Annotated in this window: 12 protein-coding genes; 5 read left to right on the top strand and 7 right to left on the bottom strand. The window is 66.5% G+C overall.

Annotated elements, in window-relative coordinates:
* Window positions 1–14: 14 nt before the first annotated feature.
* The gene (locus CAP38_RS13530) at window positions 15–1,868 is read left to right on the top strand and encodes a hypothetical protein (protein ID WP_143435834.1); all 1,854 of its coding nucleotides are present in this window, start codon (window positions 15–17) and stop codon (window positions 1,866–1,868) included.
* On the opposite strand, the gene flhB is transcribed toward CAP38_RS13530, so the two are convergent.
* Entirely contained in the window at window positions 1,838–2,989 is a 1,152-nt protein-coding gene (gene flhB, locus CAP38_RS13525; protein ID WP_086121960.1) for a flagellar biosynthesis protein FlhB, read from the bottom strand. The two genes, CAP38_RS13530 and flhB, sit on opposite strands and share 31 nt — an antisense overlap.
* A 164-nt stretch (window positions 2,990–3,153) precedes the next feature.
* On the opposite strand from flhB, the gene CAP38_RS13520 reads away from it, so the two are divergent.
* Window positions 3,154–5,670 (top strand): hypothetical protein, encoded by a 2,517-nt coding sequence (locus CAP38_RS13520; protein WP_086121959.1) that lies wholly within the window; start codon window positions 3,154–3,156, stop codon window positions 5,668–5,670.
* A 55-nt stretch (window positions 5,671–5,725) separates the two neighbouring features.
* Here CAP38_RS13520 and CAP38_RS13515 read toward each other — a convergent pair whose 3' ends face one another.
* From CAP38_RS13515 to flhD, 6 genes are all read right to left on the bottom strand, one after another.
* Window positions 5,726–6,358 (bottom strand): protein phosphatase CheZ, encoded by a 633-nt coding sequence (locus CAP38_RS13515; protein WP_086121958.1) that lies wholly within the window; start codon window positions 6,356–6,358, stop codon window positions 5,726–5,728.
* A gap of 12 nt (window positions 6,359–6,370) precedes the next feature.
* The gene (gene cheY, locus CAP38_RS13510) at window positions 6,371–6,757 is read right to left on the bottom strand and encodes a chemotaxis response regulator CheY (protein ID WP_086121957.1); all 387 of its coding nucleotides are present in this window, start codon (window positions 6,755–6,757) and stop codon (window positions 6,371–6,373) included.
* A 37-nt stretch (window positions 6,758–6,794) separates the two neighbouring features.
* Entirely contained in the window at window positions 6,795–7,838 is a 1,044-nt protein-coding gene (motB, locus tag CAP38_RS13505) for a flagellar motor protein MotB (RefSeq protein WP_086121956.1), read from the bottom strand.
* A 27-nt stretch (window positions 7,839–7,865) separates the two neighbouring features.
* On the bottom strand, window positions 7,866–8,729 hold the full coding sequence (gene motA / locus CAP38_RS13500) for a flagellar motor stator protein MotA (RefSeq protein WP_086121955.1): 864 nt from the start codon (window positions 8,727–8,729) through the stop codon (window positions 7,866–7,868).
* Between the two features lie 141 nt (window positions 8,730–8,870).
* Window positions 8,871–9,410, bottom strand: a complete 540-nt coding sequence (flhC, locus tag CAP38_RS13495) for a flagellar transcriptional regulator FlhC (protein ID WP_086121954.1) — start codon at window positions 9,408–9,410, stop codon at window positions 8,871–8,873.
* Between the two features lie 38 nt (window positions 9,411–9,448).
* The gene (gene flhD / locus CAP38_RS13490) at window positions 9,449–9,793 is read right to left on the bottom strand and encodes a flagellar transcriptional regulator FlhD (protein WP_086121953.1); all 345 of its coding nucleotides are present in this window, start codon (window positions 9,791–9,793) and stop codon (window positions 9,449–9,451) included.
* Window positions 9,794–10,208: 415 nt separating this feature from the next.
* Between flhD and CAP38_RS13485 the strand changes: the two genes are divergently transcribed.
* The 3 genes from CAP38_RS13485 to CAP38_RS13475 all read left to right on the top strand — a co-directional run.
* A complete protein-coding gene (locus tag CAP38_RS13485; protein WP_086121952.1) occupies window positions 10,209–11,399 on the top strand; it encodes a flagellin in 1,191 nt (396 codons plus the stop codon).
* A gap of 20 nt (window positions 11,400–11,419) precedes the next feature.
* Window positions 11,420–12,832 (top strand): flagellar filament capping protein FliD, encoded by a 1,413-nt coding sequence (gene fliD, locus CAP38_RS13480; protein WP_086121951.1) that lies wholly within the window; start codon window positions 11,420–11,422, stop codon window positions 12,830–12,832.
* Between the two features lie 136 nt (window positions 12,833–12,968).
* A partial coding sequence (locus CAP38_RS13475) for a flagellin (protein WP_143435833.1) occupies window positions 12,969–13,984 on the top strand: 1,016 nt, incomplete at its 3' end.

The raw sequence follows: 13,984 nt of genomic DNA, 5'->3' as shown, positions 1-13,984 counted from the left end.
ATAGGAACGCCCGCATGAAACGCACGTCCTCCGCGCTCACACCATCCCCGCAACGGTCACCCGACCACGCCACAGCCACCGTGTCCACCGCACTGCAGCCGCCGGGGACCTCCCTGGAGGACTTCATCACGGACGACACCCCCGACGAGGTCATCACGGCAGCCCGGCATGCAGCCCTGCAGGCGGGGGACGACGAGTCCCTGTGCTTCTTTCTGGCGGTGAGACCTGAGCTGCCCCTGCGCATGCACATGGACGCCTCGACCCGGGTCGAGACGGTCTGCACACTGGTCGATGCCCTGCCGGACGACATGCCCTCGCCCCCCATCGAGCTGAGCGGCTCGCTGCCGGACCAGGTACCGGTCGAGGCACTGACCACCCTGTTCACCCACCCGACACTGCACACCCTGTCCCTGACCGATCTGGAGCTCAGCAGCGACCAGCTGGCCAGCGTGGTGCAGGCGGTCCGGACCACGCCCTCGGCGCTGACCTCGCTCCACTGCAGCGACGACATCGAGTGCCTGCTGGACCCCGGCCTGGCGGACCTGATCGAAGCACTCGGATCGCTCCGCCGGCTGGCGCTGGGCACCGGCGGCAGCGGGCCCGGCCCCATGGACCACCAGGGCCCTGCGGCTCTCCGGCTTGCCGGCGTGCTGCTGGACAAGCCACTGGACGGGATCGTGCTGGAGGATTTCGGTCCCTTCATGGAGGCCCTGCGGCGCAGCCTCACCGGCGGGCATGTGCCCACCTGGGGTGCGCTGACCGTGTCGTTCATGGGGCTGACGCCGCACGACACCCGCGAGATCACGGAACTCACCGTGGTGCTTGTGCGCTGTCTGGCCCAACCCGGCCTGCGCACGCTCACCCTCAAGGACTTCTTCATCCACGATCAGGACATGGGCGATGCCGATCGGCACACGCTCGCCCTGCCCGATTTTTTCGTGGGCGACGAGGACCCCACTCCGCCCGAGCAGACTGCCGATGCGTGCAGCAGCGCGGCCTACGGCATGGCCCGGGCACTGGCCGAGGGCCTGTCGCGGCGAAGCGTTCCGCTGCATCTGGTACTGGATTCGACCGACATCGCGGCGCTGAACCTGCTGATGGGCGGCGTCACCGGGCACCCTGCCAGACCCGGCACCCGCCTGACGGAACCCGGTCCGGCCGACAGTCCGGTCGCGGGTGGCATCCACTGTGTGCGCGCGCTGAGCATCGCCTACCGACCCACCCTGGAGGCGGTCATGCCGGTGTCGGGCCAGCACCCCGGGCTGGAGGGCTTTCTGCAGGGCCTCATGGCCTGGGTGGCGCGGCTGGGCCGGCTGGACGCACTGACCGTCACCCTGGACCCGGTGCCTGCCTGGATGGACGACCACGCGGACCACCCCCGCGCCGCGCCCGCGCTGGCGGCCACCACGCTGACCGGGGTGGCCCGGACACTGGAGCTCACCCACCTGACGTCGCTCACCTTCGACGGCCTGCTGCTCACGCCGGTACCGGACCTGCTGCAGCCCTGCCTGCAACAGGTGCATGCCCGCGCCCTGCACGTCGAACTGCAGACGCGCTCCCTCGATGTCTGCTTCGGATTCCTGCATCCGCTGGGCGGCCAGGGCATGCATCTGCCGGCCGAACTGGGCCGACGGCTGGTCGCGGACATCCAGGCCTCCGGCCCCGATCCGGTGACCACCCTGCCGGCACTCTCGCGCCGGCAGTTCACCGCCTTCGTCGACCGTTACAACGAACAGGTCCGCCGGGAGAACGCCCGACGCCCGGACGCCATGCCCCGGCTGCCCGAGCACCCGCAGACCGCACTGCGCCGGGCGATCGGCGAGCGGATGCAGGCCGATCAGGTGCCGGCCGATGCCGGCTTGCGGTAATGCGGGTCCAGCTCCTGCGGCACCTGCGGCACCGGCTCGGCGGGCATCACGCCCTCGCCCCGCAGCGCGGCCTTGAGCTGGTACACATAGGCCAGCACCTGGGCCACGGCGGTGTAGAGGGCCGAGGGAATTTCCTGGTCGATCTCGGCATGGGCGTAAAGGGCGCGGGCCAGCATCGGGGACTGCAGCACCGGCACCTTGGCGTCCTTGGCCACATCGCGGATCTTCAGGGCCAGCATGTCCGAGCCCTTGGCCACCACACGCGGGGCGGCCATGGTGGCTTCGTCGTAGCGCAGGGCCACGGCATAGTGGGTGGGGTTCATGACCACCAGGTCGGCCTTGGGCACGGCCTTGATGCTCATGCGCTGGGCGATCTCGCGGGCCCGGGCGCGGCGCTTGCCCTTGAGGTGCGGATCGCCTTCGCTTTCCTTGTGTTCCCGCTTGACCTCCTCGTGCGACATGCGCAGCTGCTGCTTGTGCAGGAACTTCTGCACGGGGAAGTCGATGGCGGCCACCACCGCCACCGTCACCATCAGCCCGGCCACGCCGGCCATCATCCAGCGGCCCAGCTGACCGATGCCGGATTCCAGCGGCTGCATGACCAGCGAGCTGAAATCGCCCAGGTGGGACGACAGGAACTGCCAGCCCACGGCGCCCACGATCAGGGTGATGACCGACAGCTTGGCGGTTTCCACCAGCTGCTGCTTGGAGAACAGGCGACCGAAACCCGACAGCGGGTTGATGCGGGAGAGGTCGGGGGTGATGGGTTTGGTGGACAAGGTCCAGCTGCCCGAGGCAAAGGCCACGGCCAGCACGAACACCAGCAGCACCACGCCCAGCGGCAGGAACAGCACCAGGCCCTGACCGAAGGCGTCCATGGCGCGTTGCAGCCCCTGTTCGGGCGCCACCACGGCAGCCCTGTCGAACCGCAGCTGCCCGCGCAGGCCGTCGCGCAGCAGGCCGAAGGCCAGCGGCAGGGCCAGCATCAGGATCGCCGACCCGGCGCCCAGCACCGCCAGATTGAGCAGGTCCTTGGAACGGGCCACCTGGCCATCGTCACGCGCCTTCTTCAGGCGCTGCGGCGTGGCGGGCAGGGTTTTGTCTTGGGCGGAATCGGACATGCCTGTGGAGGTGCTGAGAGGTTTCCATTGTTCCGATGCCTCAGCCACCCTGCTCGGAGAAACAGCAAGGCAAGTACCCGGCTGTTGGGCCGATTGCCCTTCCAGCGGCAGGAACGATCCGGGGACACGCACCACCCACCCGACACAGCATTCACCGCCTGCCCATGAAACGCACCTCCAGCCGCTCTCCCGAACCCGCCCGCCTGCCACGCACACCCGCGCAGCCCGGGACCCCGATCGGCGACACCCTGGTGCGCCAGTCCTGTGTGGCGCCAGCCCCCGCCGAGCGGGCCTTGCCTGCCCCGCAGGTCGTTCCGGCCACCCTCCCGGGCGTGGAGCCTGCAGCGTCGCCACTGGACACGGCCATGGCCAGTGCCGCCCATCTGCTGGGCATCCTGACCAAGGCCTGGCCAGACCTGGTCGCACGACAGGAGCACACCAGGGCGCCCTCGGATCCCCACGACCTGAGCGACACCACATCGCGGTATGGTGTGTGCCATGTGGCCGCCCGGAACCTGGTGCAGTTCATGGAGGCCTTGCCACCGCTGCCACTGCCGCACCACTCGGCCGCAACCACCACGCTGCACCGGATGGTCCACACCTACTGCAAGGCGGCCCGGTCTGCGTACGACTGCACCCTGGACAAGATCTACCTGAGTGCGACGGTCCTGGCCCTTGAAAAGCCCTCGGAAACCAGCCTGTCAACCGCCCTGAAGGAACTCCGTGGGCGAAGTGCCGAGCCCTATGCCACCGACCATGTGCGGCAGCTGATGGCCCACCTGACCGATCTGGTCGCGCTGCAGGCCGCTCTGCCCGCCTACGATGGCTCCCTGAACCTCATCCCCGCCATGGTGCAGGCCCGCGAGGCCGCAGCAGCGCTGGTCAGGGCGACTTCAGCAGCCCAGTGCTACCAGACGGCCCATGAGCACTGGCACCGGGAGGCGGTACGCAAGATCGAACCCGTCAAGGCGCAGGCGCGCAGCATCAGCGACGCTTTCGCCACCCCCGATCTGGACGCCACGCATCCCGCCGGGGCCCGCATACGGGCTTGTGTCCTGGTCTTCGACCTGATGATTCATCAGGATCAGTTCCTGGCCGAGGTCTTCGAGGCGATAAGGAACTTCCCGCCGCACCCGACCTGGCTGCAAACGGCCCGGGTGGCCGTGTTGAGGCGGCTCGGCGACGCGCAAGGCCCCCTGCGGGACCAGCTCCAGGAGCTGCTTCGGTGCCTGCTGGTCATGGCACCCGATCAAGCCTTGCGGCTTGAAAGCGCTGCCCTCGCCCACCAAGGAGGGCTGGACCACCATGTGGATCTGCTGCTGCAGAACCTGCCCACCGATGGCCCCGGGGTGGACCTGTCCCTGGTCAACAACCGAGACAGTCCTCTGGAGACGGCCCATCTCTCCAGGCTGTTCACCCACAAGGGCGTGAAACACCTGACACTCTGGAGGCTGGGCCTGAACGAAGGGGCCCTGGACGAAGTGATCGACTGCCTGAAGACCCAGTCATCCAACCTGGTGAGTCTGTCGGTGGAGACGAATGACAGCAGGGATCCCTGGGACGACAACAGGCACTGCGTCACACCCGGCTTTGCGCAGCTGCTCGGTGCACTACCCCGTCTGGACCGGCTCTCATTGGTTCTCCCCGATGAAGCGTCACCGACAGGGGTTCACGCGCTGGCCGACCGGCTGGCCTCCCTGCGCCTGCAGACCCTGCGCCTTGCGGACTCGCGCCAAAGCGACCATTCCATCCTGACCGACCTCTTCCATGCGCTGGCTCAAAAGGCACATGCCACCCCATCGGGGCTGCCATGGGAGCACTTCACGCTCGACACCCGGCTGGCATCCAACGAGCAATGGCAGGGTCTGCTGGCGCTGACCGCTGCCCTGGTGGAATCACCGCACTCACGGTCGCTGGACATGCGTTACCTCCAGGACGGTAGGCGCATGACCGACACGGCACAGCCGCTCAGGCCGGGACACCCGCTGCATCAGGCCCTGCAACGGCGGACGGCACCGCTTGACCTCGTGCTGCATGCCCAACCGGTGCCGGATCTGATCCCGGTGCTGGGCCTGTTCATTGATGTGGGATCGGACACGCCGGCCCGCAGCGCCCCATCAGACCATCGGGTGAAGGGTCTGAGGTCGGTGAAGCTGCATGTGCGAACCGCCGGCCAGGATCATCTGGACACGGCAGACCTGACCCGGCTGGTGCGGCTGGTCACCCGACTGGTGCAACAGAGTCCGCGCCTGCACCGGCTGCAGATCGAATGCACCTGCCTGTACAACGGGATCCGACCGGCCGATCTCATCACGTCCAGCCATCCCGACGTCAAGGCGCTGGCCGCGGCGGTGACGGCATCGCAGGACCTGGTGCTGGATCTGGACACCGGGAGCCAGGACGGATTGACCCTGCGCAACGCGCTGGAGCCGCTGCTCCAACCCTGGCAAGCCGGGATCGAACGACGCAACAGAATGGTGTACGCCGCCGGTCTGCGCGAGATCTTTGCCCCGGGTACGGATCTGTGGCTGCCGTACGAGCTGATCGAGGAAGTGGCCCGGTGGGCGCTGACGCCCCAGACCCGCTGGCGGGATCTGCCGGTGGTGTCCCGTGCACAGGCAGTGGCCATGAGGACCGCGCGGCACAGCCTGCTGACGTCCCGCCCCCGCGGACGCACCTGACATCCATCCAGGGGCCGATGGATGCGCCCCCGAAGAGGTCTCCCGGCCGGGAGTCTCAGAACCCCAGGCTGGCCAGCAGGTCGTCCACGCCCTTCTGGTCGGTCACCACATCGGTACGGCCGTCGGCGTTGACCACCGGGCCGGCCAGGGCCTCGCACGACGCGTCCTGGCCGGGCTGACCGGCCGGGGCGCTCTGCAGCAGCAGGCCCAGCAGCTGTTCCTCGATGGTGCCGGCCAGCTGAACCACCCGGGCGATCACCTGACCGGTGAGGTCGTGGAAGTCCTGGGCCATCATGATCTCGGTCAGGCGGCCATCGGTCTTCTCGCTCAGGGCCACCACATCGGTCGACCATTCCATGAGTTCGGGCATGGCGTGGCGCAGGCCCGGCACGCGGCGGATGGTGTCGGCCAGATCGCGGCCGCGCTGCATGAGCTGCTCCTGCTCGGACTTGGCCTGCTCGACCTGGCTGAGCACCTTCTCGGCGGCCTCGCCGGTGAGCCGCGCGATGTAGGACAGCCGGCTCTGTGCATCGGGCAGCTGATCGACCGTGCCCTTGAGCTTGTCGGTGTAGCCCAGTTCCTTGAGCGCATCGTGCAGCTGGCGCGTGATGGCACCGAGCTGCTGGAACATCTCGTTGTTGCCGACCTGGCTGGTCGGGGCGGCCTGGGTTTCAGGGGTTGGCGTCATGGCTCTACTCCTTCACAGGCCGAGTTTCTTGAAGATGTTCGCGAGCTTCTCTTCGAGGGTGGCCTTGGTGAAGGGCTTGACGATGTAGCCGGCCGCACCGTTCTGCGCGGCCATCACGATGTCTTCCTTGCGGGCCTCGGCCGTGACCATGAGCACCGGCAGGTGCTTGAGCTTCTCGTCCTGCTTGATGGCCGACAGCAGCTCGAACCCGTTCATGTTGGGCATGTTGATGTCGGTCACCACGAAGTTGAAGTTGCCCGCCTTGAGCTTGCTCAGGGCGATCGCACCGTCCTCGGCCTCGTCGGCGTCGGCATGGCCGATCTCCTTGAGCAGGTTGCGCACGATGCGGCGCATGGTGGAGAAGTCGTCAACGATCAGGAATTTCATCGGCGTGGACATGCAGAGCCTCCGCTGGCTGTGGGTGTGGTGGCTGCGTTCAGGGACGCGGCGTTGCCTGGGTTTTCGTCATATCGACGGGAATCTGTAGCGCGGGCCGCGGCGGCACCACCACCGGGCCGGTGGCCGGCGCCTGCGAGGTGGTCACCGCCGGCGCGGCGGCCGCGGCATCGGGCTCGGCCTTGACGGGCTGAGGGGCACCTGGGGCCGGCAGCATGCGCTCCTCGGCCTCGCGGGTCATGATGACGATGCTGATGCGGCGGTTGGCCGGGTCGTTGGGGCGGGCCGGAAACAGCAGGCGGCTCGATGCCAGGCCTTCCACCCGCACCAGCTTGTCGTCGGGCAGTCCGCCGGCCACCAGTTCGCGGCGGGTGGCGTTGGCGCGGTCGGCCGAGAGCTCCCAGTTGCTGTAGCCCCGGTCGCCGTTGCCATAGGGCGTGGCGTCGGTGTGGCCGGACAGCGTGATGCGGTTCTCCACCTTGCCCATGGCCTTGCCGATGGTCTGCAGGATCTCCCGCATGTGGGGTTTGACCAGGGCGCTGCCGGTGTCGAACATCGGCCGGTTCTGGTTGTCCACGATCAGGATGCTCAGGCCGTCCGGCGTCTTCTGCAGCTGGATCTGGTCCTTGAAGGCGGCCAGCTCGGCCTTGCTCTCGATGAGGTTGCGGATGCTGTTCTCCAGATCGTCCAGCCGGGCCTGTTCCTGGCGCAGCCGCTCGCGCTTGACGTCGTCGGCACGGGCCATCTGGGCGCCCATCATCTTGGCGGCGCGCTCGGCGTCGCCGCTGTCGACCTGGCCCGCCTGCTTCGACAGATCGCGGCCACCACCGGGCAGGATGCTGTCGCTGTTGCCGGTGCCGGTGCCGCCCATGAGCGAGACCTTGATCGGGTTCTGGAAGTACTCGGCGATGCCCTGCAGTTCGCCCTTGGCGGTGGAGCCGAGCAGCCACATGAGCAGGAAGAACGCCATCATGGCCGTCACGAAGTCGGCGTAGGCGATCTTCCAGGCGCCACCGTGAGCGGCATGGCCGCCCTTCTTGATGCGCTTGATGATGATGGGCTGGAGCTGCTTGCCGTTGGCCATGTCAGCCTCCTGCCGGGCTCAGGTGGCTCATGCCTTCTTGCCTTTCACGTGGCCTTCGAGCTCGCTGAAGCTCGGGCGCACGTCGGAGAACAGCACCTTGCGGCCGAACTCGATGGCGGTGGCCGGCGAGTAGCCCTGCATGCTGGCCAGCAGCGTGGTCTTGATGCACTGGAATTCCTTGCCGCTTTCCTCGACCTTCTGCTCCATCAGGCCGCCGATGGGTTCGAACACGCCGTAGGCCAGCAGGATGCCCAGGAAGGTACCGACCAGGGCGGAGGCGATCATGCCGCCCAGCACCGCCGGCGGCTGACCCACCGAGCCCATGGTGTTGACCACGCCCAGCACGGCGGCCACGATGCCGAAGGCCGGCAGGCCACCGGCCAGGCGACCGACGGCCGCCACCGGGGCATGGGCCTCCTGGTGGTGGGTCTCGATCTCGGCATCCATCAGGGCCTCGATCTCGTGGGCATTGAGGTTGCCCGAGACCATCATGCGCAGGTAGTCGGTGATGAACTCGACCACATGGTGGTCCGAGGCGATGGTGGGGTACTTCTTGAACACCGGCGACTGGTCCGGGTTCTCCACGTCCTGCTCGATGGCCATCAGGCCTTCCTTGCGGGCCTTCTGCAGCAGGTCGTACTGCAGCGCCAGCAGCTGCATGTAGCGGTCCTTGGTGAAGTGGCTGCCCTTGAAGCAGCCGGCCATGCCCTTGAAGGCGGCCTTGACCACCTTCATCTGGTTGTTGATGAGGAAGGCGCCCAGGGCAGCCCCGAGGATGGTGGTCATCTCGAAGGGGAGTGCCTTGAGCACCACGCCGATGTTGCCCCCGTGGCCGATGTACACCCCGAAGATGCAGGCCATCGAGAACAGGAAACCGATGATCACGAACATGGCGGAGGACCTGTCTGTTGTATGGGTGAAGCGCGCGCAGAGGCGGTGCGATGCAATGACTATCGGCCAGAACCCGATCGGACATGAACGCAAAAAAGCCCCCGTTGGGGGGCTTATTCGGGCTTTGAAGGGGAATCGGGTTCAGTGCAGGCGCAGGCCGCCCTGGCTGCTGCCCTTGCCGGCGCGGGCCGGCGGCTGGCACAGGCCACAGACGAACTGGCGGGCGTTCTCGTAGGGCTCGGTCACGAAGTGACCGCCGCAGCAGGAGCACTTGGTCAGGGTCAGCATGCCGTTGTCCACGAACTTCACCAGGCGCCAGGCACGGGTGATGGACAGCAGCGGCTCGATGGCGCTGGCCGTCATCTGCTCGCTGTACAGGCGGAAGGCCTTGATGACGGTGTCGATCTCCTCGAGCTCGCTGGTCTTGGAGAGGTACTCGTGGATGTTGAGGAACAGCGAGGCGTGGATGTTGGGCTGCCAGGTCAGGAACCAGTCGGTGGAGAAGGGCAGCTGGCCCTTGGACGGGCTCTTGCCGGCCACTTCCTTGTACAGGCGCAGCAGCCGCTCGTACGACAGGCTGGTCTCGTACTCCAGCACCTGCAGGCGGGCGCCCAGCTGGATCAGGGCCACGGCGCGCTCGATGTCGCGCGATTCATTGAGGATGCTTTTCGGGGTGGCCATGGGATTCTCCTGTCTGCGGTTGCTGCGGAGGGTGCGGCTCAGTGGGCAGCGGCGGTGGACATGCTCTCGGCGAACTTGCCGGCCATCAGGATGGAGGCGTGCAGCTGGGTGGTGGTGCTGTTCTCCACCTTCTTCACGTTGTGGTTGGTCAGCAGGTTCCAGACCATGTCGTCGTCCACCCGGAAGCGGCACAGCAGCATGTTGGTGGAGGCGATCTTGAGCAGCTGGGCCGGGGTCAGCATGGCCAGCAGGTCGGCGGCTTCCTCGGTCAGGCCCAGGCGGTAGAGGGCTTCAGCACGGTCCTTGCGGATCAGGTTCTGGGCCAGCATCAGGTAGGTGAGGTTGGCTTCGCGGATCTCTGCCAGAAGTTGTTCGCTGTCCATGTCGTGCTCCTTGAATCTCGGTGGTGGGGTGGGCGGTGTCTTGCAACAACTGCTGTCCCGATGTGAGTAATTGTGTCGACCGGTAAAGAAACTTGAATCGGTAAACGGCTGTTCGACGCGTCGGCAAAGCCCTCACAGCGTGTCATCCAGACGCCTACATCTTTGGTTCTCAAACCGGTCCCGCCTCTGCGACGGCCGAGGCGCGCAAAGCACCGAATTGGCGGGCTGCGCAGCCGCTTATCCACGCGCTGCCCGTCCGCCAAATCTCAAGAATTCACCCTCATCACCGAAATTGACTCAACGAACTTCGCTGAAAGGGGTTCGTCGTCCGGCCCTCAGGGCGGCGAGCAGTGGCGGTGAGGCCCGAGGTGCAGGGAACCGGGTCACCTTCTCACAACCCTTTCAGGAGTTAGTCATGACCACGATCAACACCAACATCATGTCGATGAACGCTCAGCGCAACCTGAGCTCGTCGCAGGGCGCACTGGCCACGTCCATGCAGCGCCTGTCTTCCGGCCTGCGCGTCAATTCCGCCAAGGACGACGCCGCCGGCCTGGCCATTTCCGAGCGCATGAACACGCAGGTGCGCGGCCTCAACGTGGCGGCCCGCAATGCCAACGACGGCATCTCGCTGGCCCAGGTGGCCGAAGGCGCCCTGGGCAAGGTGGGCGACATGCTGCAGCGCATGCGCGAACTGGCGGTGCAGGCGGCCAACGCCTCGAACAACAACGATGACCGCGCAGCGCTCAATGCAGAAGTGACCCAGCTGCGCCAAGAGATCGACCGCGTGGCCAAGACCACCAGTTTCAACGGCACCAAACTGCTCGACGGCACCTTCGCCAATGCCACCTTCCAGGTGGGCGCCAATGCAGGTGAAGGCATCTCGATCGACTCCATCGTCAACGCCAACTCGGCCAACCTGGGTACGCTGTCGGCCACGGAAATGTTCGTATCGTCCACGGTCAATGCCACCGGCGCACTGCCCCTGGCGGCCATTCCGGCCGGCACCGCCGGCTGGACCATCACCACCGCAGCCGGTACCGCCGTCAACCTCGGGCCGATTGCGGAGGCCACGACCGCAGTGCAGCGCACCAGCCAGGTGATCGACGCCATCAACGCCAAGTCCTCGGACACCGGTGTGTTCGCCCGCCCGGTCTATACCGCTGGCGCCGTCACGGGCTACGAGGTCTTCTCCGATCGCGATCTGACGGCTGCCACCACCTTCGGTGCCGCCTTCACCGCCGGCACCACCGGCGCCCCCGGCGACACCGCACCGCCCGCCTCGGCGATCGCACTGGATGACATCAACATCACCAGCTTCGGTGATGCCCAGCTGTCCATGAAGGTGATCGACAAGGCCATCAACGCCATCAACAGCTCGCGCGCCGACCTCGGCGCCCTGCAGAGCCGGTTCGAGAACGCCGTGGCCAACATCAACATCGCCGGCGAGAACATATCCGCTGCCCGTGGCCGCATCGTGGATGCCGACTTCGCCAAGGAAACCGCCGCCCTGTCGCGCGCCCAGATCCTGCAGCAGGCCGGCACCGCCATGGTGGCCCAGGCCAACCAGGTTCCGCAGGGCGTGCTGTCGCTGCTGCGTTCGTGATCAACTGAAGGAGCTACCGCATGGCCATCTCTTCCCCTGGACTCGCCAGCGGTATCGACATCAAGGGCATCGTCTCTCAGCTGGTGGCGCTGGAGCGTGCGCCGCTCACCCAGCTGCAGAAGGATGCCAACGGCTTTCAGGCCAAGCTCTCGGTGTTCGGCACCATCACATCCATGGTCAACACCCTGGGTGACGCCGGAGCCAAGCTGGCGGCAGCCAACACCTTCACCCAGGTCAAGGCGAGCTCTTCGCAGCCCGAATCGGTGACGGTCTCTGTGGCCGAAGGCACTGCACCCACAGCGCTCTCGCTGGAGGTCATCTCGCTGGCGAAGGCCCAGTCAACGGCCAGCAGCGCCGTGCCGGTGGACAGCGGCATGGGCACGGGCAGTCTGACCATCACCCTGGGGGACTGGAGCAGCGGCACCTTCGCGGCGGGCACCGCCACCCCCATCACCCTTGAGGTGACCGAGGGCAAGGACAAGCTCACCGACATCGCGGCACAGATCAATGCCGCCAATGCGGGCGTGACGGCCACTGTGCTTCGGGATGCCTCGGGCGAGCGACTGCTCATGCGCTCGAAGGACACAGGTGAAGCCCTGGGTTACCAGGTGAGTGCGACCGACACCAACGCCACGGACGGCAAGGATCTGGGGCGACTGGCCTTCACCAGCCTCTCGGGGTCCGGCATGAGCCTGACCCAGGCAGGCACGAATGCAGTGGCCAAGGTCAACGGCGTGACCATCGAGTCGGGCAGCAACACCGTGAAGGATGCTCTCCCGGGCATCACCTTGAACCTGCTCAAGCCGACGACCACGGCCGCAGACATCTCGGTCGGCATCGACAAGGACAGCATGCGCAAGTCGGTCCAAGGCTTCGTGGATGCCTACAACGCACTGGCCGACATGCTGGCCAGTTCGACCAAGTTCGATCCCGACACGAAGGTCAAGGGCTCGTTGCAAGGCGACTCGACTGCGGTGGGTCTGCAGCGCGCCTTGCGCAGCATGGTGCGGTCCGAAACACCTGGCGGCGCGTTCTCTCGCCTCTCGGACATCGGCATCGAGATCAAGGCCGACGGGAAGATGGCCATCAACAGCACCAAACTGGATGCCGCCATGGACCGACCGGCTGAACTCAGCCGTCTGTTCGGTGCAGCCAGCGAAGACCCGACCCTCAAGGGATTCGGCCTCAAGCTGGATGCCTTCGCCGATGGTCTGGTCGCCTCGGGAGGGACCCTGTCGACACGGACCTCATCGCTGCGCAACGCCATCCAGCGCAACGAGAAGGAAATGGACCGGGTGGTCGACAAGGCCAGCCGGGCCGAGGCCCGTTATCTGGCCCAGTACAACGCCATGGACGCCATGGTCTCGCGGATGAACTCGCTCAACGCCTACGTGGCTCAACAGATCACGCTCTGGAACAAGAGCAGCGGCTGATCTTGCGGCACCCAGGTGCTTGCGGCTCAAGAAACAGCACATCGCACCGATACAGCAATCAACAGGCCACACATCCTTTCCGTGGCCTGGCCGCTGAAGCCGGTTGTCTTCATCCCCACTCTTCCAGGAGTCCGTCATGACCACCATCAACACCAACGTGATGTCGATGACCGCTCAGCGCAACCTGAGCGCATCGCAAGGCGCCCTCGCCACCTCCATGCAGCGCCTGTCCTCCGGCCTGCGTGTCAACTCCGCCAAGGACGATGCCGCCGGCCTGGCCATCTCCGAGCGCATGAACTCGCAGGTCCGCGGCCTCAACGTCGCCGCCCGCAATGCCAACGACGGCATCTCGCTGGCCCAGACCGCCGAAGGCGCCCTGGGCAAGGTCGGCGACATGCTGCAGCGCATGCGCGAACTCGCCGTGCAGTCGGCCAACGCTTCCAACAACAGCGATGACCGCAAGGCCCTCCAGGCCGAAGTCACCCAGCTGCGTTCGGAAATCGACCGCGTGGCCAAGACCACCAGCTTCAACGGCACCAAGCTGCTCGACGGCAGCTTCGCCAACGCCACCTTCCAGGTCGGCGCCAACGCCGGCGAGAGCATCTCCATCGACTCCATCGTCAACTCCAACTCGTCCAGCCTCGGCACGCTGAGTGCCACTGAGTTCTTCACGGCCACGGTGGCGGCCCCCAGCACTGCAGCCAACGCTGCCATCCCGGCGGGAACCACCGGCTGGACCATCAAGAACGCAGCGGGTGCCGACATCGCCCTCGGTGGCATCGGCGCATCCACCACCGCCGCCGAACGCACGACCCAGGTGATCGACGCCATCAATGCCAAGTCGGGCGAGACGGGTGTCTTTGCACGCGCCCTGTCCGCTGGCGGCTACGAGGTCTTCTCTGATCGTGACCTGGTGGCGGCTGACTTCGGTGCCGCCTTCACCGCCGCCGCCACCGGCGACCCTGGCGACACCGCCCCTCCGGGAACGGCCGTGTCGCTCGACGACATCAACATCAACACCTTTGGCGACACCCAGGTGGCTCTGAAGGTCATCGACAAGGCCATCAACGCCATCAACAGCTCGCGCGCCGACCTCGGCGCCCTGCAGAGCCGGTTCGAGAACGCCGTGGCCAACATCAACATCGCCGGCGA

It is taken from the genome of Hydrogenophaga sp. IBVHS2 (assembly GCF_002127215.1).
Lineage (GTDB): Bacteria > Pseudomonadota > Gammaproteobacteria > Burkholderiales > Burkholderiaceae_C > Hydrogenophaga.
Note: the sequence above shows the minus strand (reverse complement) of the source record. Positions and strands in the feature narration are given on the sequence as shown.

Excerpts from the sequence above, each read along its gene's own strand:
- CAP38_RS13530 (WP_143435834.1), top strand. The coding sequence starts at position 15 with ATGAAACGCACGTCCTCCGCGCTCACACCATCCCCGCAACGGTCACCC.
- flhB (WP_086121960.1), bottom strand. The coding sequence starts at position 2,989 with ATGTCCGATTCCGCCCAAGACAAAACCCTGCCCGCCACGCCGCAGCGC.
- CAP38_RS13520 (WP_086121959.1), top strand. The coding sequence starts at position 3,154 with ATGAAACGCACCTCCAGCCGCTCTCCCGAACCCGCCCGCCTGCCACGC.
- CAP38_RS13515 (WP_086121958.1), bottom strand. The coding sequence starts at position 6,358 with ATGACGCCAACCCCTGAAACCCAGGCCGCCCCGACCAGCCAGGTCGGC.
- cheY (WP_086121957.1), bottom strand. The coding sequence starts at position 6,757 with ATGTCCACGCCGATGAAATTCCTGATCGTTGACGACTTCTCCACCATG.
- motB (WP_086121956.1), bottom strand. The coding sequence starts at position 7,838 with ATGGCCAACGGCAAGCAGCTCCAGCCCATCATCATCAAGCGCATCAAG.
- motA (WP_086121955.1), bottom strand. The coding sequence starts at position 8,729 with ATGTTCGTGATCATCGGTTTCCTGTTCTCGATGGCCTGCATCTTCGGG.
- flhC (WP_086121954.1), bottom strand. The coding sequence starts at position 9,410 with ATGGCCACCCCGAAAAGCATCCTCAATGAATCGCGCGACATCGAGCGC.
- flhD (WP_086121953.1), bottom strand. The coding sequence starts at position 9,793 with ATGGACAGCGAACAACTTCTGGCAGAGATCCGCGAAGCCAACCTCACC.
- CAP38_RS13485 (WP_086121952.1), top strand. The coding sequence starts at position 10,209 with ATGACCACGATCAACACCAACATCATGTCGATGAACGCTCAGCGCAAC.
- fliD (WP_086121951.1), top strand. The coding sequence starts at position 11,420 with ATGGCCATCTCTTCCCCTGGACTCGCCAGCGGTATCGACATCAAGGGC.